The sequence below is a fragment of the Thermoactinomyces sp. DSM 45892 genome (genome assembly GCF_900107305.1).
Lineage (GTDB): Bacteria > Bacillota > Bacilli > Thermoactinomycetales > Thermoactinomycetaceae > Baia.
The window spans coordinates 197876-222946 of the sequence record NZ_FNPL01000004.1; the positions used below are offsets into that span (position 1 = coordinate 197876).

Sequence of the window (25071 nt, forward strand, 5' to 3'; positions counted from 1 at the left end):
TATGGATTATACATTAAGTGATTTAGAGAATCAGAAACTCACAGATTTGTATAAATTGGCAAAAGAATACCAGATTCCATACTATAGTCAACTCAAAAAGAGAGAATTGATTTTTTCGATTCTAAAAGCAAAAGCAGAAAAAGATGGATTGATGTTTATGGGTGGCGTGTTAGATGTTTTGCCAGAAGGGTACGGCTTCTTACGCCCGATTAACTTCTTGCCTTCCTCCGAAGATATCTATATATCTGCTTCCCAGATTCGTCGCTTTGATCTCCGCCCTGGGGACTTAGTTACTGGAAAAGTACGTGCTCCCAAAGAAAATGAACGTTTTTTTGGCCTACTACATGTGGAAGCTGTAAATGGGCAAGACCCCGAAGTAGCTGCTGAACGCCTTCATTTCCCTGCACTTACTCCGTTATATCCTCAAAATCGACTTCTATTGGAAACAACGCCAGAAAGAATTTCGACTCGTACGATGGATTTAATCGCTCCAGTAGGTCTTGGGCAACGTGGATTAATTGTCGCTCAACCCAAAGCTGGGAAAACGATGTTACTGAAAGAGATAGCAAATAGTATCTCGGAAAACTACCCGGAGATTGAGTTATTTGTGCTGTTAATTGACGAGCGTCCGGAGGAAGTAACCGATATGCAGCGTTCTGTCAAAGGCGAAGTAGTAAGCTCGACCTTTGATGAGTTGCCAGAGAACCATATAAAAGTGGCGGAGCTTGTCCTAGAAAGGGCACAACGTTTAGTAGAATCGAAGAAAGATGTTGTGATTTTATTAGATAGCATTACGAGGCTCGCACGTGCTTATAATCTAGTAATTCCTCCGAGTGGTAGAACATTATCAGGTGGGATTGATCCTGCGGCTTTTCACCGTCCAAAACGCTTCTTTGGAGCGGCGCGGAATATTGAAGAAGGCGGCAGCTTAACCATCTTGGCGACGGCTCTTGTTGATACCGGTTCCCGTATGGATGATGTGATCTATGAGGAATTTAAAGGTACGGGCAACTTAGAGTTACATTTGGATCGGAAATTAGCGGAGCGCCGAATCTTCCCTGCGATCGATATTCGCCGTTCGGGAACGCGTCGTGAAGAGTTATTGATGGAGAAGCAGGAACTAGAGAAAATATGGTCTATGCGGAATACTCTTTCGGAGCACCATGATTATACAGAAGCATTCATCCGCAAGTTAAGAAAAACGAAATCGAACGAAGAGTTTTTAGCCTCTTTAGATCAAGAGAAACCGAGAACTTCCGGGCGTCCTACTACTGTTTCCTAACATGCATATTTCTTTTTTTGACATACAACACTCTCAAAGCACATAAGAATGTTTCGGGTACTTACCCTAACCAATCCTTGATCTGAGGTGTTGATGAAATGTCCCGCAAAAAAGCGCTTTTGGCTTCTTCATTGGCCATTTGTTCTGCATCTACTGCTTGGGCGATAGGCACCGATTCTCATTCGATACTCGGTGAGAATCTGGGAAAGACGGATGGCGATGGTGAGCCGTTGCAGATTACCATGCGGAATACAGCCAATGTCCTTCCGAAGCTCACGTATTACGCAGGTAGTCTTGCAGAACTCAAAAGGAAACCGATCTTGTACAGAGTGCAAAGAGGTGACACACTAAGTGAGATCGGTTCCCTATTCCAAGTGCCACATCCAGAGATCGCGAATCAAAATGAAGTGCAGAATCCACGCTTATTGTCAGTTGGGCGCAATCTCACCATTCCGCTCAGGGTGAAGTTGGTCGCTGTTCGTTCTGGAGATACGATCGATTCCGTCGCCAGTACGTATCGAACGACTAAAGATTTACTTCTTCACCTAAATCCGTCGCTCGGAGAATCACCCGTTTTATCTGTCGATAGCTTACTATTCGTTCCAAAAGAAGAGTTGGTTGCTTTGCCTGAGGCTAAACAAGATGTTCCAAAACAATCAGCCCCCAAAAAGCAAAAGATGAAAGTAAGCAAAACGACTCCTGCGAACAAAAAATCTGTTAAGCAGGTAGCTCCCCCTCGATTAGGTAATGAGCGGTTTATCTGGCCCGTTAACGGTAGAGTGACAAGTAACTTTGGTTGGCGAAATGGACGTCAGCATAAAGGGGTGGACATCTGGAGTGAGCAGAAGTCAAAGGAACCCATTTTTGCTGCGGCGAGTGGAACGGTCGTAAAAGCAGGATATTCAGGCGCATATGGAAACTTGGTTGTGATCGACCATGGGGACGGTTGGGTCACGTACTATGCACATTTGAGTCGAATATTGGTCGGAAAAGGAAGTACAGTTTCCCGAGGGGAACAAATAGGTTTTATGGGAATAACAGGTAATGCGACCGGCTATCATCTTCATTTTGAAGTACACAAAAACGGTTCTGTATTAAATCCATTGCAAGTATTACCTAAATAAGCCATAAGCCCTCTTCACTTTGGAAAAAGAGAAATGGACGTAGCTGAGTCAGTCCCTCATCTTGCAGTCCTAAAGCGTTCATGCTATAATACATCAGTAGTTTTCAACTTCGAAAACGTTTAGGATCGGATTAAGGAAGAGGTGAACTCGATGAAAGCAGCTATTCATCCAGAATACAAAGCCGCTACTGTAAGTTGTGCTTGCGGTAACACTTTTGAAACTGGGTCGACCAAAGCAGAATTGAAAGTGGATATTTGTTCCGCTTGTCATCCATTCTATACAGGTAAACAAAAAATGGTAAACGCTGGTGGGCGTGTCGATCGTTTCAAAAAGAAATATAACATTGGTTAATATGATAAATTGGATGGGTTTTCCCATGGGCAAGCGAGCTATCACCCGCTTGCCTTTTCATTTTCTTTAAGCGATACATTCATAGTATGGGAGGTACGGTCTTTGCAATTGATGCATAAAGAAGGTTGGATTGAGGTTATCTGTGGTGGGATGTTTTCAGGGAAGAGTGAAGAGTTAATTCGACGTATTCGAAGAGCGAGGATTGCCAAGCAGGAAGTTCAGGCCTTTAAACCAGCAATCGACGATCGATATCATGCGGAGTCGATAGCCTCGCACAACGGTCTTATGGCTGAAGCGAAAGCGATTCGGGATCCGTATGAAATTTTATCAGCGGTTAAAAGTACAACAAATGTTGTGGCGATTGATGAAGTTCAATTCTTCTCCGAAGAGATCGTAGAGGTGTGTCAAACATTAGCAGATCGTGGCATGCGAGTCATCTGTGCTGGTCTGGATCAAGATTTCCGAGGACGAGCTTTCGGACCTACTCCTCATTTACTTGCTATTGCTGAATACGCGACGAAACTACAAGCTATCTGTGTACAATGCGGTCAGCCAGCAGCTAGGACCCAACGTCTGATTGATGGGAAACCTGCTGGAAAAGATGAGCCGATTATTTTGGTTGGCGCCGATGAGCAGTACGAAGCCCGTTGCAGGCATTGCCACGAAGTACCTAAGGAAAGGGAAATATAAGTGGATACATACATAGAGCCCCCATCGGGCTTTTTCTTTTTATATGGAAATTTATACCAAATTATGTTTTCATAATAGTAGATGAATGGGGGCGGTATAAATGAGATGGGTAAGCTTGATTCTGTGTAGTGTTCTAATGACTGGGTGTACTGGCTGGGAATTATTCGGACAGCCCGGTGTATCAACCGATCGTGCAACGAAACAAGCCCGTGCGTTAGTAGGAAAAGCACAACAAGCAGTTCAAAACAATGCAGGGTGGCAGGCAAGATTATATATCGAAAATGCAGATAAAAAAGAGAATTTAGAGGTGACTTGTGTAAAGGAAGATGTAAGTATTCGGTATATAAATGATGTTCCCACACAGCAATATGAGATGGTGTTTGTGAAAGAGAAAGCACCGTATCTGTTTGTGAAGGCAGGTGGAAGGTGGAGCAAGGAGACAGTTGGATCAGATGCCGTTTCTGCAAACTTTCAGATGTTATGCGAATTGGTCAACCCTACCTATGTGCTACAAGGGCTTGCAAAAGACCATAAAAACAAGTTTCAGCTTACTGAGCAAGGCGATGATTGGATTATCGATGTGAAAGTAAGCGATCAAGATACGGAAGTATTTCAAAACTATTTAGGCAAGCGAAGCCGTGATAAGTTAGAAACGGCTAATCATCAAGAGACGATCTCATACCGATTGTTTTTAAATAAGGGAAGTCATCAAGTACAGAAGGTTGAACGGAGAGAAGAAACGAAGGACTCACAAGGAAAGACGAGCATATTCTTCTACCATACAAATGAAATTGTGGAAGCGAAAGGGGTTCGACTTTCCACAGAAGCCCTCCAAGCTCCCTTATCGGGTGATAAGTAGCGCTTGGAGGAGAATTCTTATTTCATTTCATCATATGCTGATGGAACATGCTCCTATGACAAAAAGGACGAGCACAGCTTATGCATATTTTTGGATAGACGAAGGGCCTTATATAGATCGGGTCTTCTACGGGAAAAAATAGCCTAAGGCTCCTACCATGATGTTATAGGAAGCATGAATGACCATCGTATAGGTAGTAGAACAACGTTTGCGGAAATACCCCATACCAAAGCCTAAAACCAGAACCACAATCGTACCAATACTAAGACCGTAGTTAGAATGAGTCAGGGCAAAAAGAATACTGGTTAGAATGATCCCAAAACGAGGTTGCAAGGCTCCACGGAATACTAATTCTTCTCCTAAAGCGGCTGCGAGGCCGATGGAGATAATGCCGATCACACTGTTAAATAGTGGAGCCATAAGCGCTTCGTTTACCTTTAATACTTCTTGTTCTCCAGATAGACCGAGCTGGGTATAAACCATGGTAAGTCCCGACTGTAAGAACACAAATACAATGGCTACGGCAATCGCACCTAAAAGTTGCTTGAAGGAAAGGCGATAGAGTCCGAGGCGTTCTCTGGTTTGTTGCCAATTTCTTCGGGTCAGATAACCTACACCTATGACTGCAAGTGCAGCACATAAAATGTTTTGAGCCCAGAGGCTGGAGAGGGAAGAGAATAATGTAATCGTTTTTTGTTGTACGTCTGCCAGGCTTGTGGGCATGATTAAGGATTGAAAGAGTGTAGTAGGAATTAAGATGCTTGTTAGCAACGCAAATGTATGTACATGTGAATTTGGGTTGATGGGAATCAGTTTGGCTAACCCTTTTCTTACAGCAGGAATGAGGAAGGAAAGTCCTAGGATAGAGGCAAGGATTACCGCAATAGTATAGATGTTTTTAGTAGTAGCCAGCAATGCAATGAGGATTACAAGGAGATACATACATGCATACAGAGCTTGTATGATGTGAGAGACGCTACTCCAACTGTTGGTTCCTTTCACTTGTATTGTGTAATCCACTTTGTTTACGAGATATGCAAATAAGATCAAGAGTGAAAATGATGCGATTAAGAAAATGATTTCCGTATAGTCGTTCATGAATATGCTCCTTTTTATAAAGAATATATCTTGATGGTACCATATTCGATGAGGAATCTTTCTCATTTCTCATCAGTTGTGTTAGAATAAATCTTATGCTATAAATTCCGATATATTGTTAAGTTTGTCTACTGAATAAGGAGTGAGCCCCATTGCTGGATCGTCTGGAAGCGATTCATCGCCGCTATGAAGAGCTAAGTCAGTTACTCTGTACACCAGAAGTAATTAGCGACTCTAATAAATTGCGTACCTATTCAAAAGAGCAATCCTCGATTGAAGAGCAAAATCAAGCTTATTTAGAATATAAACAAGTACTTGAACAATACCAAGACGCAAAAGCGATGTTAGAAGATAAATTAGATGACGAGATGCGTGAGCTAGTCAAGATGGAACTGGAAGAGTTAACGCCTCGTAAAAAAGAGTTAGAGGAACAAATTAAAGTTCTCCTACTGCCGAAAGATCCGAATGATGATAAGAACGTAATCGTTGAGGTTCGTGGTGCGGCAGGAGGAGATGAAGCTGCGTTATTTGCCTCTGATCTTTATCGTATGTATACCCGATTTGCGGAACGTCAAGGCTGGAAAGTAGAAATATTGGAACTGAGTGCAACCGGTCTGGGCGGCACGAAAGAAGTAGTTTTCTCTATTCAAGGAAATGGTGCCTACTCCCGCTTGAAATTTGAAAGCGGTGCGCACCGTGTTCAGCGTGTCCCTTCTACTGAATCGGGCGGACGAATTCATACCTCTACGGCTACTGTAGCTGTTTTGCCAGAAGCAGAGGAAGTAGAGATTGAAATTCACGAAAAAGATTTGCGGATTGATACATTCTGTTCCAGTGGACCCGGTGGACAAAGTGTAAACACGACGAAGTCTGCGGTTCGGATTACTCATATTCCAACAGGGATCGCTGTGTCTTGTCAGGATGAGAAATCGCAAATTAGTAATAAAGATAAGGCGATGCGTGTTCTTCGCGCCCGTTTATATGATATGAAGCAACAAGAAGAATTAGCGAAACAAGCAAGTGCACGTAAAAGTGCGGTAGGGTCTGGAGATCGTAGTGAACGAATTCGTACCTACAATTTCCCGCAAAGCCGTGTAACGGATCATCGCATCGGCTTAACACTTCACCGTCTAGACGCGATTTTAGATGGAGATTTGCAAGAAGTAATTGATGCTTTGATTATGACGTATCAGCAAGAGATGTTACAATCTACCACAGAGGGTTAATGTGGATCAGGAGGAATCCCAATGCATACCGGTCAAACGATTCGGGAGGCATTTGCAGGGGCTTCCTCTTTTTTACGAGAAAGAGGAAGCGATTCACCCGAATTTGAAGCAGAGTTGTTATTGCGCCGTTTGTTAAGAATGAATCGAACACAATTGTTTATGAAGATGGCAGAGCCTTTTCCGGCTGATGTAGCATTGGAGTGGAGTAAGTGGCTAGAACGTAGAGTAGAAGGGGAACCGATCCAATACATCATAGGGGATCAAGAGTTTTATGGGCGAATGTATGAAGTAAATCCGTCCGTCTTGATTCCAAGACCCGAAACGGAGCTACTCGTCGAAGGGGTTCTTCGAGAAGGGAAGCGTCTGTTTGGTGAGGAAGAGGTTCGGGTGGCAGAAGTAGGGACTGGAAGCGGTTGCATCTCGATTAGTTTGGTGTTAGAGGCTCCTGATTGGACTGTGACGACCGTTGATCTCTCTTCGGAAGCCTTGGGTGTTGCTCGCCGAAATGCGGCCTCTTACGACGTTCTAGAGCGGGTGGAGTTTATACAGGGGAATTTAGTGGAGCCCCTTATTTCAAAAAAAGATCGGTTTCAGATTTTTGTTTCCAATCCACCTTATATTTCAAGTGATGAGATGTTAGGCTTAGAAAAGCAAGTTCGATCCTTTGAGCCACATTTAGCGTTACACGGTGGGAGTGATGGACTAGATCTCTATCGACTGCTCTGTCGTGACTTAGGTTCGTGGCCGAATCTCCGGCTGATTGCTTTTGAGATTGGTGCTAGTCAGGGAGAAGAGGTTAAAAGATTGGTTCAATCGATTCCGGGTATGTCAAAGACTGAAATTCGCCGGGATTATGCTGGTTTGGATCGAATGGTCTTCGGATGGCGCCATGTGTAACTGGTAAAATTTTTCATAAAAAACAGATTAAATCCCCCGTAACTTGTCCATACTGAAAGTAGGATGATGAGGGGGAAATCTTGATATGAAACGGACTTATACTTTTTTATTTATAGGATTGTTGCTCTTATCGATTGGTTTTACAGGATTTATGTTTGTTGAACAATTACGTGGAGAGAAAGTGCTCCCACATTTAGCAAATGAAAATGATAACCATAACGCTAATGCCAACGACCTAAAAAGCATTCCGGAAGAAGCGATTCGCCTTCGCGTGATAGCGAATAGTGACTCTTCGGCGGATCAGTGGATCAAGCGAAAAGTGCGAGATGAAATCGTAGCCGAGATGAAGCGCTGGGCTATGAAACCCAAGCATATCGACGAAGCTCGTCAGTTGATTCAGTCGAAGCTTTCTTCCTTTCAACAAATTGCTCAAAATACATTACGTACCTATGGAATTCAGGATTCAGTGGATGTAACCTTTGCAAAAGTACCCTTTCCTACTAAACTGTATGGTGACCAAGTATATCCTGCTGGAGAGTATGAGGCGCTTCGTGTTACGATTGGCGAAGGTAAGGGTGAAAACTGGTGGTGTGTTTTATTCCCGCCTTTATGCTTTATAGATATGAGTAGTGGTGAGGCCATCCCAAAAGAAGTTTCGGATCCAACTGCTACATTGTCTGCTTCTATTGCGTCAGATCATCAAGTGTATGAACCAAAGGTCGAGAAGAATACTTCACATAAGAAAAAAAATCCTGAGGTTAAATTTTATCTACTTGAACGTTTAAGTAGTCTATGGAATGATTAATAAAGCAAAAATCCGGTTTGTTCCGGGTTTTTTTGTTCTAAAACGATTCATCCCTACATAGATGTTGAAACAATAGCAAAGAGATGGAGGAGGATGAATTTATGGTTATCGTTCGTCGTGCCAAACCGGAGGATCAAGGGGAAATTGAACGATTGCTTCGGGAAGCTAGCTTGGACGATGATGGGGTGGACAAGCATTTAGAACACTTTTTTGTGGTGGAGATTCCCCCAGCAGATGATGAAACCGCTCAGATGGTGGGGGCGGCAGGGATGGAGATCTATGAATCGTGTGCTTTATTGCGTTCATTAGTCGTGGCAAGAGCAAGTTGGAATGGAGAAGTGAGCTGGAAATTGATGCAGATCTTGCTGTCCTATGCAGAACATCTCGATCTGGAAGAAGTATACTTGTTTGCTAACGGTGCTTCTCCGTGGCTACAAGAAATTGGTTTTGAAAGCGTTTCGTTTGACCAATTGCCAGATGAAATTCAAGAATTACCACATGTAGATCAGCTAAAAGATAAAGGCTCCCCATTAGTTTTTCGAAGGGAATCATGCCTGTATCATTAGATTTAAAGGAGAATGATGTGTGCAACAAGTGATCACCCATTGGTGGGAAGTTGATTCCGCAGATACCATAGAGGGGTTAAAACGACAACCAGAAATCATTCGTGCAGCACAACTTCTCCGAGAAGGTGGATTGGTTGCTTTTCCGACAGAAACCGTCTATGGACTAGGTGCGGATGCGACTTCGCAGGCCGCCGTTGCACAGATCTTTGAAGCGAAGGGACGTCCATCGGACAACCCCTTGATTATTCATTTAGGTTCGCCCGAGCAATTAGCGAAATGGGTTGAAAAAGTTCCGTCTGTAGCGAAAATCTGTATGGAACATTTTTGTCCAGGCCCTCTTACGCTGGTATTCTCCCATAATGGAAAAATCGCGGATAACGTGACGGCTGGTTTAGACACCGTGGCCGTACGATTCCCTTCGCATCCTGTTGCGATGGCATTGTTACTAGTGGCCGACATCCCGGTAGCGGCGCCCAGTGCCAATCGATCAGGTAAGCCCAGCCCTACACAGGCTCAGCATGTTTGGCATGATTTGTCTGGCCGGTTCCACATCTTGTTGGATGGTGGGAATGCAGGGGTAGGAATCGAGTCGACTGTGCTAGATGTAACAGGGGATGTGCCGATGTTACTACGTCCTGGTGGTGTGACGCTAGAGCAATTGCGAGATGTTTTAGGGGATGTAGAAGTAGATCCCAACTTGCACAGCGAGAAATCAAAGCCACGTTCTCCGGGGATGAAGTATCGGCACTATGCTCCGTCAGGAGAGATGGTTCTCGTACATGGGGAACCCTTGAAAGTAGTCGGACGTGTGAACCGTATGGTGAAAGAGGATATTCGCCAAGGAAAAAGGGTAGGAGTGTTAACAACGGAGGAACGAAAACATTACTTTAAACAGGCGAATCTCGTGATCGCTTGTGGCTCTCGCTCTGATCCTGAGTCTGTAGCTAGAGGTTTGTATGATGCCCTCCGTACATTTGATCAAGAGAAGATCGATGTCATCTATGCAGAGACATTTCCCGAACGCGGAATATTCACCTCTGTGATGAACCGAATGAGAAAAGCTACTGAAGGACGAATGATCCGAGTTTAGTGGGAGCTAGGGTGGAGAGGGGAATTCTAATGTCTTTGCTTTTTGTATTTGATATTGATGGCACGTTAACAGAGTCAACTGATTTACACCAGCGTGTGTATCTGGAGTCGTTACGAGCATTTGGTTATCCAAAGATTAATCCTGATTTGGGCGCTTACAAGCACTTTACGGATTCTCATATTTTTTATGAGAATGGTCGGTACAATCAGGTGCAAGTAGTACCAGATGATCTAGTCCGATTTGAACGTCAATTTCATCAAATTTATGTAGAATATAGAAAACATAGTGAAATACAGGAAATTCCAGGTGCGGGTGATTTTCTACATCATTTATCCGTGGAAGGAATTCCATTTTGTTTTGCAACCGGCTCCCTCAGAAGTGCGGCTGAAGATAAGTTAGCTATTTTTTCTGGTATCGATTGTGTCCCTGTACTCTCCACCGCAACGGAAGGAGAGACGCGGGAGGAGATTGTAAGGAGCGCAATTGAAAAAGCGAAACATACATATCAGGTAGACCATTTTGAACGAATCATCTCCATTGGGGATGGTGTCTGGGATTATCAAACAGCTTGTCATTTAGATTTGCTATTTGTGGGTGTTGCTCAAGGAAAACAAAAAGAAAAATTGATACGTGTAGGTGCGGAACATATCATCCCCCATTTTCTAGGGATTCAAGCGAAAGAACTGGTCAAGTAGGCCGGTTCTTTTTTGTGTTGTCCAAGCATAGGTTACATCATAGATGGGACAAGGAGGGGGCTACTCATGTTAGAGTCCATACCAGATGTCGGTCAGATTCTTACACTTACGATTATAGCGATTGCCCTTGGGATGGATGCTCTCTCGATCGGAATCGGCTTGGGGATGAAACATCCTTCCTTTGAAAAAATGGTGTTGTTTTGTATCCTTGTTGCTTTTTTTCATATTGTGATGCCGTTATGTGGAATTTATATAGGTGAATATTTAAGTGTATACATAAAAGAGATTGCCTCCTTAGTAGGGGGAGGCATGCTCTGTTTTCTAGGTGGCAATATGGTCATTCATAGCTTCCGGAATTCGGAAGAGGTATTGATCCGAAGTGGGACGATTATGGGTTTGACGATGATGTCGATGAGTGTAAGTCTCGATAGTCTGTCGGCAGGACTTAGCATGGGGCTTTTTTCAGCGGATCGTCTGCTTGCTGTTATCTTATTTGGGTTATCAGGGGGCATTTTGACTGTCCTTGGACTGATGATCGGGAAGTCGATGGGAAGCTGGATGGGCAGATATGGAGAAATCTTAGGTGGCGTCATTTTGTTTGTCCTAGGTGTAACATTTCTATGGGGTTGATCAACGAAGCTATTTTATATAGCGCATTAACAGGAGTATCTACGTTTATCGGTGCCGTTCTCGTTTGTTTTCTCCCTATTAACAAACGGGTTCTCGCTTTTTCACTTGGTTTATCAGTAGGTGTGATGCTTTGGATTACCTACGGGACTCTATTGCCAGTCTCGTTTCAATATGGAAATTGGACAGAAGCATTTTTAGGGATGGGATTAGCTGGACTTATCTTGGTGTTGATTCATCAAATGCCATTCGGTAAAGTAGGAGGACAAGAGGGAAATCAAGAATATGCAAAACTAGGAATGTATTTATTTGCTGCTATAGCGTTGCATAATATTCCAGAGGGTGCGTTGATTGGAATCGGATTTGGCACGATGAGAGAGATGGGGATGTCGATTAGCTTGGCGATGGTCATCCATAACATTCCTGAAGGGATTAGCATAGGAGCTCCATTGCTTGCGGCTGGGTGTTCTAAAAGACTGGTCGGGTTAATCGGGCTGCTAAGTGGGGCTGTTCTCCCGCTAGGGACGTGGCTAGGCGGATTTATTTACTCCCCCCGATGGATTGCGATTGCATTGGTATTTGCAGCAACTACGATGGTCTGGGTGGCGTGGGAAGTGCTACTTCGATCATGGAAGCTGTCTAAGAGGAACGCTCTTATCGGAATCGGTTGTGGGATGATCTTGATGTATGTGATCCATCTTTTTCACTTTCAAGGATTACATGGTATGCATTAACAACTTAGAGAAGAAACGGGGGATCATGTTGATTCAGAAACGAATTTTGTTCGTCTGCACAGGAAACACCTGTAGAAGCCCGATGGCAGAAGCATTACTCCGCAATCTAAGCAAAGAGTTTCATATCAATCTAGAGGTAAGATCAGCAGGTACACACGCCTACGATGGCATGCAGGCTTCAGAACATTCCATCATGGCATTACAAGAAAAAGGAATCGACCACGACCACCGATCACAAGCGATCACATCTGAATTGATTCATTGGTCAGACCTCATTCTCACGATGACAGTGGGTCATCAGAGTATCTTGGGGCAGATGTTTCCTGAAGCGAATGAGAAGATCTATACCCTCAAAAATTTAGCGTACGGAGCCCAAGACGGTGATCAGGATATCGCAGATCCTTACGGTGGTTCGGCAAAAATGTATCAAGAGACGAGAGATGAGATCGAACAAGCCATACGACAACTGCTAGGTAAGTGGAGTTCCAATTCCGAAAATGAATAGAATACTCCCTCCACCTCTTTATAACAGGGTATACTAAGGATGACATAAATGAAGAGGAGGAGGTTTTTTATGCGTATTATTCTTGCATCCGATCATGGGGGCATTCGTCTAAAAGAAGAATTAAAAGGCCTGCTAGCGGATTTACATATGGAGTTTGAGGACATAGGGTGTACGTCTGATCAGTCGGTCGACTATCCAGACTATGCCGAGCCAGTTGCGAAACGAGTTGCAAACGGTGAATTTGATCGTGGTATCTTGGTTTGTGGTACAGGCATTGGGATGTCGATTGCGGCTAATAAAGTAAAAGGGATTCGTTGTGCTGTGGTAAGTGACGAATACTCTGCCCGAATGAGTCGCGAGCATAACAATGCAAACGTGTTAGCGCTTGGTGAACGTGTTGTAGGTGGAGACCTAGCGAAATCCATCGCACACACTTGGTTGACCACTGAATTTATAGGGGATCGTCACCTGCGTCGGGTAAACAAAATTGCTGAACTCGAAAGAGCTGAGGAATGATGGCAGAGGCGATTTATGAGCAAACCAAGCAGGTAGTCCAGTCGCTTATGAAGGCGTCTAGGCTTCAGGAGAAGCATCTGCTTGTCATCGGAGTAAGTACGAGTGAAGTGATTGGAAAGCAGATCGGAACGGGGGGGAGCGATCAAGTAGCGGCAGAGATTTTCTCAGCTTTGAGAGAAGGGCAAGGGGAGCATGGATTTCAGCTTGCTTTCCAGTGCTGTGAACATTTAAATCGTGCTTTAGTGATAGAGCGATCTACCCAAGAACGATACCATTACCCTGAAGTATCCGTAATTCCTGTACCACACGCAGGTGGCGCTATGGCTTCTTATGCCTTTCATCACTTACAAGACCCAGTACTCGTCGAAGCTGTGCAAGCTGACGCGGCGATCGATATCGGTGATACCTTAATCGGCATGCATTTAAAACCGGTAGCCGTCCCCGTGAGACCGGTCCAAAGTCACATTGGCGAGGCGCATGTCACCATGGCGATCACCCGTCCCAAACTGATTGGAGGGGCGCGAGCGGTTTATGTGCTGGAAAAATAAAGTGGAGCCCTTACGAGAAGATACATAGCCCGGGTTAACGTCCATGTTTCCTGTTTATCAGAGTAAAAATCAATGCTGTCAGATAAAAGTTCCTTTGTTAAAATAGAGTGAATGGCTTTTGATCAGAAGGGGGAAACGCGCGGTGGAATACTTAAAAAATCAAGATCCAGAGTTAGTAGAGGCAATGAAAGCAGAACTGCATCGCCAGCAACACAATATCGAACTGATTGCTTCCGAAAACTTCGTCAGCCCTGCAGTCATGCAAGCAATGGGGAGTATCTTAACGAATAAATACGCCGAAGGGTACCCGGGCAAACGATATTATGGCGGTTGTGAGCATGTTGATGTCGTAGAGAACATAGCTCGCGATCGTGCGAAGAAATTGTTTGGTGCAGAGCATGCAAACGTTCAACCGCATTCGGGCGCCCAGGCTAATATGGCTGTTTATTATGCGATGTTAGAGTATGGCGATACTGTACTAGGGATGAATCTGGCTCACGGAGGGCACCTCACTCACGGAAGCCCTGTTAACTTTTCGGGGAAGCTATATAACTTTGTTGCTTATGGAGTCGATGAGAATACCCACCGCATTAACTACGAGGAAGTGCGCCAAGTAGCGTTAGAGCATAAGCCAAAGTGCATCGTTGCTGGAGCGAGCGCGTATCCACGTATCATTGATTTTGCTAAGATGCGCGAGATAGCCGATGAAGTTGGGGCTATCTTTATGGTGGATATGGCCCATATTGCAGGACTAGTAGCCACAGGTCATCATCCTAATCCAGTTCCGTATGCCGACTTTGTGACGACCACAACGCATAAAACGCTACGTGGACCACGCGGGGGCATGATTCTCTGTAAAGCAGAGTACGCACAGAAGATTGATAAAGCGATTTTCCCTGGTATCCAAGGCGGTCCTCTTATGCATGTGATCGCTGCGAAAGCAGTTGCTTTTGGAGAGGCACTATCCGAAGAGTTCCGTACTTACTCAGGGAGTGTTGTTCGGAATGCCCACCGCCTAGCAGAAGGATTGAAAGCAGAGGGACTGAAACTCGTTTCCGATGGAACCGATAATCATCTTGTGTTGATTGATGTTCGAACGGTTGGTTTAACTGGTAAGAAGGCCGAGCACTTGCTAGATGAAATCGGGATTACCACGAATAAAAACACGATTCCAAACGACCCAGAAAGTCCGTTTGTAACGAGCGGGATTCGTATCGGTACAGCCGCCGTTACCTCCCGTGGAATGGATGAGCAGGCCATGGATGAGATTGCGAAGATCATGGGCCTTGCACTTAAGAATCCAGAAGATGAGATGATTCAAAGTGAAGCCCGTCGCCGAGTAGCAGAGTTAACGGCGAAATTTCCCCTTTATCCAGAATATAGTGAGTAAGGGTAAGATGTATGATGAGAAAAGGTGAAAAACCACTATATTGGGTAGTGGTTTTTCGCACGCATATAGATGTAAAGATTTTGGTAAATAATGTAGCTATGATCGAGATAAAGGAGTTTTAAACATATGAGCAATGTCTACGTATTTGATCACCCTTTAATTCAGCACAAATTGAGCATCATTCGTGATAAAAGTACAGGAACCAAAGAATTCCGTGAGTTAGTGGAAGAAGTAGCGATGTTGATGGCGTATGAAATCACACGTGATCTACCGCTTCGGGAAGTAGAGATCGAGACCCCAGTCACCACCGCTACCTGCCAAGTCCTAGAAGGCAAAAAAATGGGACTCGTTCCAATTCTGCGTGCAGGTTTGGGCATGGTAGATGGCGTGCTTCGACTGATTCCAGCAGCAAAAGTGGGCCATATCGGACTGTATCGTGACCCAGAGACATTGAAAGCAATCAACTACTATGCGAAGATGCCATCCGACATCGGAGAGCGCGAGCTAATTGTCATTGACCCAATGCTAGCAACAGGCGCATCTGCCGCGGCCGCTATCCAACAAATCAAAAATATGGGTGCTAAGCATATCAAGTTTATGTGTCTCATCTCGTGCCCTGAAGGAATTGCACATCTACAAGAGGAACATCCAGATGTCGATATCTATGCAGCTGCAGTCGATGAAAGGCTAGATGAAAAGAGTTATATTATCCCCGGACTAGGTGATGCAGGAGATCGTCTATTTGGGACGAAGTAATTCTTGAAACCTTTCATGCAAGCTTAATAATTTTTTCGTGTTTTTTGAATACGATAGTGAGAGCATGGATGTCAAGGAATCTGCGATTTAATAAAGTGGCCATTTCCGGAAACTTTTATATGATTGAATGAAGAAAGCGTTGACAATCATCGGATGGTTCTATTAGTATAAGCATGGGAAACGCCTGAAATCACACTACCCACAGATTCCATATTACCTATAAAAATATGGGGGATGAATTGTGATGACAAAAAAAAGGAGCCCCTTGCATGCACTTGCATTGGTTGGTTCATTGGGTATGGAAGTGATTCTGACGACAGTAGGTGGGGCTTATCTTGGAAAGTATCTCGATACATACTTTCAAACCGAACCTACCCTACTTATCATTGGGGTGTTTATCGGGTTAACCGCTGGCTTTGTAGCGGCGGGGTACACGTTACGAGCATTTATAAAGGATTGACCTCCACATGGAATCCACAACAAAACCCATTTACTACCGTGTAGTGGTGATCACACTTGTGCTATTCATCACACTCTTAACTTTTTGGCTCCTTACTCCTCACAAACCTTTACTAGCTGGCGTTGCCTTAGGCCTTTCTGTTAGTTTGTACAATTTTCTCCACCTCGCAAGAAGAGTGAGACTTGCAGGCGAGTCTGTTATTGAAACAGGTACAGCCCGTAGGGGTCTTGGATTTATCCAAAGGATACTTATGGTCACGTTTGCTGTGCTAATCGCTGTGCGATTTCCAGAGCAAATCGATGGCAGAGGGATCGCTTTAGGAGCACCAGTTTGCTATATCCTCTCTCTTTTTGTATATCTCTCACTACCAGCCAACCGAAAAAATTGATCCGAAGAAGGGGGTGAAACAACAAAATGGAGCTAACCCCACAAGTCACAGTGGCAGGCCTAAAGTTCGACCTAACGATTATCTTAGGGACGATTATTGCGGCTGCGATTGTATTTGGGCTGATTTACTTTGCAACTAGAAAAGTGAGCATGGTTCCACGTGGACTCCAAGTAGGGATTGAGATGTTGATTGATATGATCCGTGGAATCACAGGGATGACCTATAACAGTAAGCGAGCAGAGAAATATCTGGCATTTTCTTTTACGTTGTTCTTGTTTATTTTAGTTGCAAATCAACTTGGTGTTATCTTAATGATCACGGGAGAAGTTCATGAGCCCATTCCGTGGCTAGGAATTACACAAGAGGCACTCGATGAACACCATGGAACAGCACATGTGGCCTTATTGAAGTCACCAACAGCAGACCTTGGTTTTGCCTTTACCATGGCAATTTCTGTAGCACTTTTCGCGAACTTCGTAGGAATTAAAAATGGCTTAGGTTCTTGGTTAAAACCATTCATTAATCCGCTTCATTGGGTTGAGGAAATCTCTAAACCAGCTACTCATGCAATGCGTCTATGGGCGAATATCTTCGCAGGTGAGGTACTTATTACGATCCTGATGACGAAATTCCCGCTATATATCACATTTGTCCCAGTCGCTGTCTGGATTGCTTTCTCTTTATTCGTAGGAATAATCCAAGCATATATTTTCACCGTATTGACTAACGTCTATATCGGACAAAAATATGCGGGTGGACACTAGTCTTTACCATTGAACAAAAAATAAAACTTTCAACCTTTTAAGGAGGAAATATTAATGTCTATTCTAGCTGCTTCTATCATGATCGGTCTTGCTGCACTTGGTGCTGCTATTGGTAACTCGAATCTTTTTGCTAAATATATTGAAGGAATCGCTCGCCAACCAGAAGCTCGTGGTACATTGTTTGGCCAAACCATGATTCTTTTCGGTTTGATTGAGGCACTTCCAATTATCGGTGTGGCTTTTGGTATTCTTGTGTTGTTCGGAATCGTTGGTAAGTAATTTTATTTCTTCAAAATCTGCATTCCGCGGGGGAGTACGATCGCCCCGCTTTATTTTCAATCCGGAAGGAGTGACTAGTCGTGAGCTTTAGTGGTCTAGGAACCAGCTTAGTGCAATTAGCAATCATCTTCATCCTGGTGTTATTGGTTTCCAAATATGCCCTACGCCCATTGTTGGCTACCATGAATGAGCGTACCAAACATATCGAGGGTCAAATTTCTACCGCAGAGAAGAACCGTGCAGATGCAGAAAAGCTAGTCGCTGAGCAAAAAGAATTGTTGATCGCGACTCGTGCTGAAGCAAAAGAAATCATCGATCGTGCCAAAGCTCAAAAAGAGGTTGAGGCAGATAAGATCATGGATAGAGCGAAATCTCAAGCAGATCAAATGCTTGCAGATGCGAAGAAAGAAATCGAGTTGGAAAAAATGAAAGCTTTGGCTAGCTTGCGTGAAGAAGTAGGCGCATTAAGTGTTCAGTTGGCTGAGAAGTTGGTTGGCGAAACCTTAGATCAGAAGAAACAAGCAAACCTTGTGAATGCTTATCTCGATCAAGTAGGACGATTACAATGAGTTACGTAATCGTGGCGAAACGCTACGCCAGTGCACTGTATCAAGTAGCCAACGAAAACCGTCTTGTTGATGAAGTTGGAGCAGACCTCCAATTAGTTAGTGAGACACTTGCGAAGACACCTGAGTTTGTAACGCTGTTGCAATCTCCTAAAGTAGCTCTTGAGGAAAAGAAAGAATTGATCTCAAGTGCCTTTACCCAAGTTCAATCCATCACGAAGAACTTTCTTAACGTAATCGTAGAAGGTCGCCGTGAGGAGGCTCTAGCGGAAATCTCGAAGGAGTATACGAAGCTTGCAGACGATGCAAAAGGCGTACTAGAAGTATTTGTTACCTCTGCTTCCTCTCTTGATGATGCAGAGCGCGATGGAGTAACAGATGCTTTTTCAAAAATTTTGGGCCGACAAGTCCGGATTCAAGAAAAAGTAGACAAAAGCCTCTTAGGTGGTTTGGTTGTACAAGTAGGAGACCGTCTATATGATGGTAGCGTTAAAAACAAGCTGGAACGCTTTCAAGATACATTGAAAGAAACCAGAGTCGGATAGATCAATACAAGCGAAGGATTGGGGTGACACTCAATGAGCATTAGACCAGAAGAAATTAGCTCCCTGATTAAGGATCGCATCGCACAATACAGCGCTGATGTAGAAGTGATCGATGTTGGTACCGTAATCCAAGTAGGGGACGGTATTGCTCGCGTACATGGCTTAACCAACGTAATGGCTGGTGAGCTCGTTGAATTTAGTAATGGCGTAATGGGTATGGTATTAAACTTGGAAGAGAGTCAAGTGGGTGTAGTAATCCTAGGACCATTCCAAGAGATCCGTGAAGGAGACCAAGTAAAACGTACAGGTCGCTTGATGGAAGTTCCAGTAGGCAAAGCACTACTCGGACGTGTAGTAAACCCACTCGGTCAACCACTTGATGGCAAAGGGCCAATCGAGACAACAGAATTCCGTCCAATTGAATCAAATGCTCCAGGTGTAATTGATCGTAAATCGGTTAACGAACCGATGCAAACGGGAATCAAAGCGATTGATGCAATGGTACCAATCGGCCGTGGTCAGCGTGAGTTGATCATTGGAGACCGTCAAACAGGTAAAACCACGATTGCGATCGATGCAATCATTAACCAAAAAGATCAAGACATGGTTTGTGTATACGTAGCGATTGGACAAAAACAATCAACCGTTGCACACGTAGTAGAAAAACTACGTCGTCATGGCGCTCTTGACTACACGATTGTAGTAGTAGCAAGTGCATCTGACCCAGCTCCACTCTTGTTCTTAGCTCCATATGCAGGAACAGCTATGGGTGAATACTTCATGTACAACGGTGGACACGTTCTCTGTGTATATGATGACTTATCTAAACAAGCAGCAGCTTATCGTGAGCTTTCTCTCTTGCTTCGTCGTCCTCCAGGTCGTGAGGCATATCCAGGGGATGTATTCTACCTACATTCTCGTCTACTAGAACGTGCAGCGAAACTTTCGGATGAGCGAGGCGGCGGTTCCTTGACTGCTCTCCCATTCATCGAAACTCAAGCGGGAGATATCTCGGCTTACATTCCAACCAACGTAATTTCGATTACAGATGGTCAGATCTTCCTTGAGTCCCGTCTGTTCCACTCTGGGGTTCGTCCAGCGGTCGACACAGGGTTCTCTGTATCTCGTGTAGGTGGTTCAGCGCAAATTAAGGCGATGTCCAAAGTAGCAGGTACCTTGCGTCTTGATCTTTCTCAGTACAATGAGTTGGCAGCATTTGCGCAATTCGGTTCTGACCTTGACGATGCAACCCGTGCGAAATTATCTCGTGGTGAGCGTACCATCGAAATCTTGAAGCAACCTGAGCATCAACCAATGCCTGTAGAGAAGCAAGTTGTCTCGCTTTATGTGGTAACTCGTGGTTATGTGGATGATATTCCAGTAACGGATGTTCGTCGTTTTGAATCGGAGCTTCATGCATTCATCGATGCAAACCATGCAGACCTATTTGCAAGCATTCGTGATCGCAAGAAATTGGAAGAAGATATCGAAACAAACCTAAAAGCAACGATCGAATCTTTCAAAAAGACCTTTGCGGTAACGGTTTAATAAATTGAGAACCTTAACCTTCCTGAGAACTGTAGGGCTACTAATTAGTCCTACAGGAATCATGTGAGAAAGGATGGTGAACATACATGGCGGCTAGTATGCGGGATATTAAAGAGAGTATTCGCTCCAAGAATAAGACTATGCAAATTACGAAAGCGATGAAAATGGTATCGGCTTCTAAATTGCGTCGCTCCCAAGAGCAAGCTACGGCAGCTCGTCCTTACGCGGAGAAAATGAAAGAGGTAATCGTGAGTATCGCATCCGGGTCAAGTAATATCAATCATCCGATGATGGTATCGCGTCCGGTGAAGAAAACTGGTTATCTCGTCATTTCGTCCGATCGTGGTTTAGCTGGTGGGTACAACAGTAACCTTCTTCGTTTAATGACCAATACGGTTAAAGAGCGTCACGCTTCAAATGATGATTACGTTGTATTCAGCATCGGTCGTAAGGCATTGGACTTTTTCAAAAAGCGTAATACTCCACTGATTAGCAGTATTGTTGGCTTATCAGATAGTCCTCAATTCTCCGATGTAAAAGCCATTGCGAATGAAGCAGTGAACTTCTACGCAGAGGAGAAATTCGATGAGTTGTATATTGTGTACAATGAGTTTGTAAACCCAGTTGTGCAACGTCCTGTTGTCAAGCGCCTACTTCCTCTAGCAAGCGATGAACTCGAAGGAGTTTCAAATAAAACTCCTTATGAATTCGAACCATCAGAAGAAGAGGTTTTAGCGGATTTGTTACCACGTTACGCCGAGACATTGATCTACAGTGCACTTCTTGATGCAAAAGCATCTGAGTTTGCAGCTCGTATGACTGCGATGACTAGCGCAACTGATAATGCAACTGCAATCATTGAACGTCTTACCTTGGAATTTAACCGTGCTCGTCAAGCTGCAATTACCCAAGAGATCGCGGAAATCGTGGGTGGCGTAGCAGCTTTATCATAGAATTATGGCACTTATACTATACAAAACGCTAAGGAGGGAATCATATGAACACTGGGCGTATCCTTCAGGTTATGGGTCCTGTCGTCGACGTAAAGTTCGCAGCAGGCAACCTTCCTGAAATCAATAACGCATTGAAAGTGACTCGCGCCGATGGAAGTGAGCTCACGTTAGAAGTAGCTCTTCATCTTGGTGATAACTCGGCTCGTACCATTGCGATGGAATCCACCGATGGTCTTGTTCGTGATATGGAAGTAGTAGACACAGGAGCTGGTATCTCCGTACCAGTTGGCCGTGAAGTTTTAGGCCGGATCTTCAACGTATTGGGAGAACCAATCGATGAAGCTGGTGTTGTAGAATCTAAAGAAAAATACGAAATTCACCGTCCAGCACCTAGTTATGACCAACAATCTACCCAACAAGAGATGCTTGAAACAGGTATCAAAGTTGTAGACTTATTAGCTCCATACGCAAAAGGTGGTAAAATCGGACTTTTCGGTGGTGCGGGTGTAGGTAAAACCGTATTGATTCAAGAGCTTATCAACAACATCGCTCAAGAGCATGGAGGTTTGTCTGTATTTGCTGGAGTTGGAGAGCGTACCCGTGAGGGAAATGACCTCTACCACGAAATGAAAGACTCTGGTGTAATCAGTAAAACCGCGATGGTATTTGGTCAAATGAACGAACCACCAGGTGCACGTATGCGTGTTGCTTTGACTGGTTTGACGATGGCTGAGTATTTCCGTGACTCTGAAGGACAAGATGTATTGTTCTTCGTAGATAACATCTTCCGTTTTACCCAAGCAGGCTCTGAAGTATCTGCGCTTCTCGGTCGTATGCCATCTGCGGTAGGTTACCAACCAACCCTTGCGACTGAAATGGGTCAATTGCAAGAACGTATTACATCCACGAAAACAGGCTCTGTAACCTCGATCCAAGCGATCTACGTTCCTGCGGATGACTATACCGACCCAGCTCCAGCAACTGCATTCTCTCACTTGGATGCAACTACGAACTTGGAGCGTCGTTTGACTCAAAAAGGGATTTACCCAGCGGTAGACCCATTGGCATCTACTTCTCGTATTTTGACTCCTGCTATCGTAGGAGACGAACATTATCGCGTTGCTCGTGGCGTACAGCAATTATTGCAACGTTATAATGAGCTACAAGATATCATCGCCATCCTCGGCTTTGACGAGTTGTCTGACGAAGATAAATTGCTCGTTCTACGTGCTCGTAAGATCGAAAAATTCCTTGCTCAAAACTTGCATGTAGCAGAACAATTTACAGGTCAACCAGGTGTATATGTTCCTGTTAAAGAAACCGTACGTAGCTTCGGTGAAGTTCTAGATGGTAAGCATGATAGCATGCCAGAAGAAGCTTTCTACATGGTCGGAAATATCGACGATGCGATCGAGAAAGCGAAGAAGCTTGGTTGGAAACCTGGAGCTTAATAGATCCTGATTGAAACCGATTAGGGAGGTGAAGACCTGCTTTCCATTTTCGAAGATAGAAGTGGATTGCAGAGATGTTTATGAGTAAAATTCATCTCGACATCGTAACTCCGGAGAAAAAAGTGTACTCGGAAGACGTAGACATGATCATCACTCGTGCAGCAAACGGAGATATTGGGATTATGCCAAAGCATGCTCCGCTCGTTTCTCCCCTTCAAGCTACTATCGTTCGTGTTAAGAATGATGGACAAGAAGAACAGATTGCAGTGAGTGGCGGATTCTTGGAAGTACGTCCCGATCAGGTGACTATCTTAGCTGAATCAGCTGAGACAGCGAGCGAGATCGATAAGAACCGTGCACTGCAAGCCAAAGAACGTGCTGAAAGACGGATTCACTCTGCTGAAGGGGATCTCATCCGCGCAGAAGCCGCTTTGATACGTTCAATGAATCGACTTCGGATTGCGAAATAACGATAACAGTTTTGCAACAAAACAGCCTCTACCCTCTGTGAAAATCAGAGAGTAGAGGCTGTTTTCGCGCTATAAGATCAAGTAGATTTTTAGATTCTGTTGGGGTATACTGTACAATATTATTGATGGAATGCTCACTTTTTGGATTTTTTTACCTAATTTCTTTCCCTAAACCAATTTTCTTTTGTGAGGTGAAAATAAATGGATTCAACAAAAGAAGGTCAATCTATAACAAGTGGATGGAAACAAGAGCGTGTCCAGCCATCCTTATTGGAAGTGTATCGTTCGATGCCGGTTCCCAAAAACGGGTCATGGTTTCGAAAGATGTTAGCTTTTATAGGACCAGGTTATCTAGTAGCAGTAGGATATATGGACCCTGGGAACTGGTCGACCGACTTGGCAGGTGGTTCATTATTTCACTACGATCTCCTATTTGTAATCTTGATTTCGAATGTAATGGCTATGTTACTTCAAGCATTGGCTGGAAAGCTAGGCATTGTAACAGGACGTGATTTAGCACAAGCTTGCCGAGATCATTACAGTAAGCCTGTCTCATTTGTTCTTTGGGTTTTTGCTGAAATTGCGATTGCCGCATGTGATTTGGCCGAGTTAGTTGGCACTGCCATTGCGTTAAACCTTTTATTTGGGATTCCGCTTCTCTATGGTGTGCTTATAACGGCTTTGGATGTCATCATTATTCTTATGTTGCAAAATAAAGGATTTCGTTATATTGAGGCACTAGTCATCTCCTTGATCGTCATCATCGGTGGATGTTTTGCTGTTGAATTGTTTCTATCTCAGCCTGTCATTTCGGATGTATTAAAAGGCTTTGTTCCAAAGAAGGAGATTGTGACGAATCCTGAGATGCTGTATATTGCGATCGGTATTTTAGGGGCAACAGTCATGCCACATAATTTATATTTACACTCTTCTATCGTTCAAACTCGAGAATATGGAAACACAGTGAAAGAGAAGAAGGAAGCTATTCAATTTTCAACGATTGATTCTACAGTTGCCCTATTTTTTGCGCTATTTATCAATGCGTCTATCTTGATCTTGTCAGCGGCCACTTTCTTTAGTTCTGGCAAGGTAGTAGATGATATTGATCAAGCGTATCAGCTATTAAGCCCACTACTTGGTTCATCCATGGCAAGTATTTTATTTGGGGTCGCCTTATTGGCATCAGGGCAAAATTCCACTCTGACGGGTACATTAGCAGGACAGATCATTATGGAAGGCTTCTTGAATATCCGCCTAAAGCCATGGCTTAGGAGATTAATTACTCGTATCATTGCTATTATTCCTGCTGTTATTGTGATAGTGCTCTATGGAGAAAAGGGTACGATGGAACTTCTCATTGTTAGCCAAGTGATCCTGTCTTTCCAATTATCATTTGCAGTATTCCCACTTGTCCTTTTTACAAGTGATAAGAAGAAGATGGGATTGTTTGTAAATTCCATGATTACAAAAGTGTTGGCATACTTTGTCGCTGTGGTTATAGCGATTCTAAACGTGTATCTGTTGGTCCGGACATTTATCGACTGATAAGAGAGATTTTCTTTTGGGTCGTCTCATTATCAGAGATGTTAATAGAGGATCTGTTTATACAATGTATCTGGCTGCTCATGTAAAGCAGACAGATTGTGATTCCACCTCACGTTTAGCAGTTCGCATTCACTTTTGATAGTCTGATGAGTATGCTAAAATCTGTGGATAAGCTGTGGATAATTAGAAGGGTTTTGTGGATAAAATAAAAGTGTAAAATAGTTGTTGACTCCTTTTGTAGAGCATGATATATTATTACATGTCGCCGCGATACGGTGGCACAAACAAATAAGCAAGTGTTCCTTGAAAACTAAAGAGTGAATGAACCAAGACCTGTTAATTA

Annotated in this window: 30 protein-coding genes; 29 read left to right on the forward strand and 1 reads right to left on the reverse strand. The window is 43.9% G+C overall.

The window, feature by feature from the left end:
* Position 1 precedes the first annotated feature (1 nt).
* The 5 genes from rho to BLU58_RS04860 all read left to right on the forward strand — a co-directional run bounded on the left by rho (position 2) and on the right by BLU58_RS04860 (position 4306).
* A complete protein-coding gene (gene rho / locus BLU58_RS04840) occupies positions 2 to 1282 on the forward strand; it encodes a transcription termination factor Rho (protein ID WP_093291129.1) in 1281 nt (426 codons plus the stop codon).
* 98 nt (positions 1283 to 1380) lie between these two features.
* Positions 1381 to 2406, forward strand: coding sequence for a LysM peptidoglycan-binding domain-containing M23 family metallopeptidase (locus tag BLU58_RS04845; RefSeq protein ID WP_093291093.1), 1026 nt, complete (start codon positions 1381 to 1383; stop codon positions 2404 to 2406).
* A gap of 150 nt (positions 2407 to 2556) precedes the next feature.
* The gene (rpmE, locus tag BLU58_RS04850) at positions 2557 to 2757 is read left to right on the forward strand and encodes a 50S ribosomal protein L31 (RefSeq protein ID WP_072335194.1); all 201 of its coding nucleotides are present in this window, start codon (positions 2557 to 2559) and stop codon (positions 2755 to 2757) included.
* Between the two features lie 111 nt (positions 2758 to 2868).
* On the forward strand, positions 2869 to 3447 hold the full coding sequence (locus BLU58_RS04855) for a thymidine kinase (protein WP_369813683.1): 579 nt from the start codon (positions 2869 to 2871) through the stop codon (positions 3445 to 3447).
* Between the two features lie 100 nt (positions 3448 to 3547).
* Positions 3548 to 4306 carry a hypothetical protein gene (locus BLU58_RS04860; protein WP_093291095.1) on the forward strand — a complete coding sequence of 253 codons (759 nt, stop codon included), beginning with the start codon at positions 3548 to 3550 and terminating at the stop codon, positions 4304 to 4306.
* 126 nt (positions 4307 to 4432) lie between these two features.
* Here BLU58_RS04860 and BLU58_RS04865 read toward each other — a convergent pair whose 3' ends face one another.
* Positions 4433 to 5404: a CPBP family intramembrane glutamic endopeptidase gene (locus BLU58_RS04865; protein WP_176786495.1), complete on the reverse strand. Its 972-nt coding sequence runs from the start codon at positions 5402 to 5404 to the stop codon at positions 4433 to 4435.
* A gap of 152 nt (positions 5405 to 5556) precedes the next feature.
* Between BLU58_RS04865 and prfA the strand changes: the two genes are divergently transcribed.
* The 24 genes from prfA (at position 5557) to BLU58_RS04985 (ending at position 24728) form a co-directional block, all read left to right on the forward strand.
* Complete coding sequence (prfA, locus tag BLU58_RS04870; RefSeq protein WP_093291097.1) at positions 5557 to 6630, forward strand: peptide chain release factor 1; 1074 nt, start codon at positions 5557 to 5559, stop codon at positions 6628 to 6630.
* 21 nt (positions 6631 to 6651) lie between these two features.
* Positions 6652 to 7527, forward strand: a complete 876-nt coding sequence (prmC, locus tag BLU58_RS04875) for a peptide chain release factor N(5)-glutamine methyltransferase (protein ID WP_093291098.1) — start codon at positions 6652 to 6654, stop codon at positions 7525 to 7527.
* 85 nt (positions 7528 to 7612) lie between these two features.
* Complete coding sequence (gene spoIIR, locus BLU58_RS04880) at positions 7613 to 8332, forward strand: stage II sporulation protein R (protein ID WP_093291099.1); 720 nt, start codon at positions 7613 to 7615, stop codon at positions 8330 to 8332.
* A 101-nt stretch (positions 8333 to 8433) separates the two neighbouring features.
* On the forward strand, positions 8434 to 8898 hold the full coding sequence (locus BLU58_RS04885) for a GNAT family N-acetyltransferase (RefSeq protein WP_093291100.1): 465 nt from the start codon (positions 8434 to 8436) through the stop codon (positions 8896 to 8898).
* A 28-nt stretch (positions 8899 to 8926) separates the two neighbouring features.
* Positions 8927 to 9988: an L-threonylcarbamoyladenylate synthase gene (locus BLU58_RS04890; RefSeq protein WP_093291130.1), complete on the forward strand. Its 1062-nt coding sequence runs from the start codon at positions 8927 to 8929 to the stop codon at positions 9986 to 9988.
* A gap of 29 nt (positions 9989 to 10017) precedes the next feature.
* Complete coding sequence (locus BLU58_RS04895; RefSeq protein ID WP_072335215.1) at positions 10018 to 10683, forward strand: HAD family hydrolase; 666 nt, start codon at positions 10018 to 10020, stop codon at positions 10681 to 10683.
* A 66-nt stretch (positions 10684 to 10749) separates the two neighbouring features.
* On the forward strand, positions 10750 to 11313 hold the full coding sequence (locus BLU58_RS04900; protein WP_093291101.1) for a manganese efflux pump MntP: 564 nt from the start codon (positions 10750 to 10752) through the stop codon (positions 11311 to 11313).
* Positions 11304 to 12044, forward strand: a complete 741-nt coding sequence (locus BLU58_RS04905) for a ZIP family metal transporter (protein WP_093291102.1) — start codon at positions 11304 to 11306, stop codon at positions 12042 to 12044. The genes BLU58_RS04900 and BLU58_RS04905 overlap by 10 nt, the downstream gene beginning before the upstream one ends.
* A gap of 25 nt (positions 12045 to 12069) precedes the next feature.
* Positions 12070 to 12549: a low molecular weight protein arginine phosphatase gene (locus tag BLU58_RS04910; protein ID WP_093291103.1), complete on the forward strand. Its 480-nt coding sequence runs from the start codon at positions 12070 to 12072 to the stop codon at positions 12547 to 12549.
* Between the two features lie 69 nt (positions 12550 to 12618).
* A complete protein-coding gene (rpiB, locus tag BLU58_RS04915; RefSeq protein ID WP_093291104.1) occupies positions 12619 to 13065 on the forward strand; it encodes a ribose 5-phosphate isomerase B in 447 nt (148 codons plus the stop codon).
* A complete protein-coding gene (locus BLU58_RS04920) occupies positions 13062 to 13613 on the forward strand; it encodes a TIGR01440 family protein (protein WP_093291105.1) in 552 nt (183 codons plus the stop codon). The genes rpiB and BLU58_RS04920 overlap by 4 nt, the downstream gene beginning before the upstream one ends.
* A 142-nt stretch (positions 13614 to 13755) precedes the next feature.
* Positions 13756 to 15003, forward strand: coding sequence for a serine hydroxymethyltransferase (gene glyA, locus BLU58_RS04925; protein WP_093291106.1), 1248 nt, complete (start codon positions 13756 to 13758; stop codon positions 15001 to 15003).
* A gap of 126 nt (positions 15004 to 15129) precedes the next feature.
* On the forward strand, positions 15130 to 15759 hold the full coding sequence (gene upp, locus BLU58_RS04930) for a uracil phosphoribosyltransferase (protein ID WP_093291107.1): 630 nt from the start codon (positions 15130 to 15132) through the stop codon (positions 15757 to 15759).
* 244 nt (positions 15760 to 16003) lie between these two features.
* Entirely contained in the window at positions 16004 to 16219 is a 216-nt protein-coding gene (locus BLU58_RS04935) for an AtpZ/AtpI family protein (RefSeq protein ID WP_093291108.1), read from the forward strand.
* Between the two features lie 7 nt (positions 16220 to 16226).
* The gene (locus BLU58_RS04940; RefSeq protein ID WP_093291109.1) at positions 16227 to 16607 is read left to right on the forward strand and encodes an ATP synthase subunit I; all 381 of its coding nucleotides are present in this window, start codon (positions 16227 to 16229) and stop codon (positions 16605 to 16607) included.
* Between the two features lie 26 nt (positions 16608 to 16633).
* Positions 16634 to 17371, forward strand: a complete 738-nt coding sequence (gene atpB / locus BLU58_RS04945; protein ID WP_093291110.1) for a F0F1 ATP synthase subunit A — start codon at positions 16634 to 16636, stop codon at positions 17369 to 17371.
* 54 nt (positions 17372 to 17425) lie between these two features.
* Entirely contained in the window at positions 17426 to 17650 is a 225-nt protein-coding gene (gene atpE / locus BLU58_RS04950; RefSeq protein ID WP_093291111.1) for a F0F1 ATP synthase subunit C, read from the forward strand.
* An 80-nt stretch (positions 17651 to 17730) separates the two neighbouring features.
* Positions 17731 to 18219 carry a F0F1 ATP synthase subunit B gene (gene atpF / locus BLU58_RS04955; protein ID WP_093291112.1) on the forward strand — a complete coding sequence of 163 codons (489 nt, stop codon included), beginning with the start codon at positions 17731 to 17733 and terminating at the stop codon, positions 18217 to 18219.
* Positions 18216 to 18761 carry a F0F1 ATP synthase subunit delta gene (locus tag BLU58_RS04960; RefSeq protein WP_093291113.1) on the forward strand — a complete coding sequence of 182 codons (546 nt, stop codon included), beginning with the start codon at positions 18216 to 18218 and terminating at the stop codon, positions 18759 to 18761. The genes atpF and BLU58_RS04960 overlap by 4 nt, the downstream gene beginning before the upstream one ends.
* Positions 18762 to 18794: 33 nt before the next feature.
* Complete coding sequence (gene atpA / locus BLU58_RS04965) at positions 18795 to 20309, forward strand: F0F1 ATP synthase subunit alpha (protein ID WP_093291114.1); 1515 nt, start codon at positions 18795 to 18797, stop codon at positions 20307 to 20309.
* 86 nt (positions 20310 to 20395) lie between these two features.
* Complete coding sequence (gene atpG, locus BLU58_RS04970; protein ID WP_093291115.1) at positions 20396 to 21262, forward strand: ATP synthase F1 subunit gamma; 867 nt, start codon at positions 20396 to 20398, stop codon at positions 21260 to 21262.
* 44 nt (positions 21263 to 21306) lie between these two features.
* Positions 21307 to 22713, forward strand: a complete 1407-nt coding sequence (gene atpD, locus BLU58_RS04975) for a F0F1 ATP synthase subunit beta (protein WP_093291116.1) — start codon at positions 21307 to 21309, stop codon at positions 22711 to 22713.
* 80 nt (positions 22714 to 22793) lie between these two features.
* A complete protein-coding gene (locus tag BLU58_RS04980; protein WP_093291131.1) occupies positions 22794 to 23183 on the forward strand; it encodes a F0F1 ATP synthase subunit epsilon in 390 nt (129 codons plus the stop codon).
* 201 nt (positions 23184 to 23384) lie between these two features.
* Complete coding sequence (locus BLU58_RS04985; RefSeq protein ID WP_093291117.1) at positions 23385 to 24728, forward strand: Nramp family divalent metal transporter; 1344 nt, start codon at positions 23385 to 23387, stop codon at positions 24726 to 24728.
* Positions 24729 to 25071 lie beyond the last annotated feature (343 nt).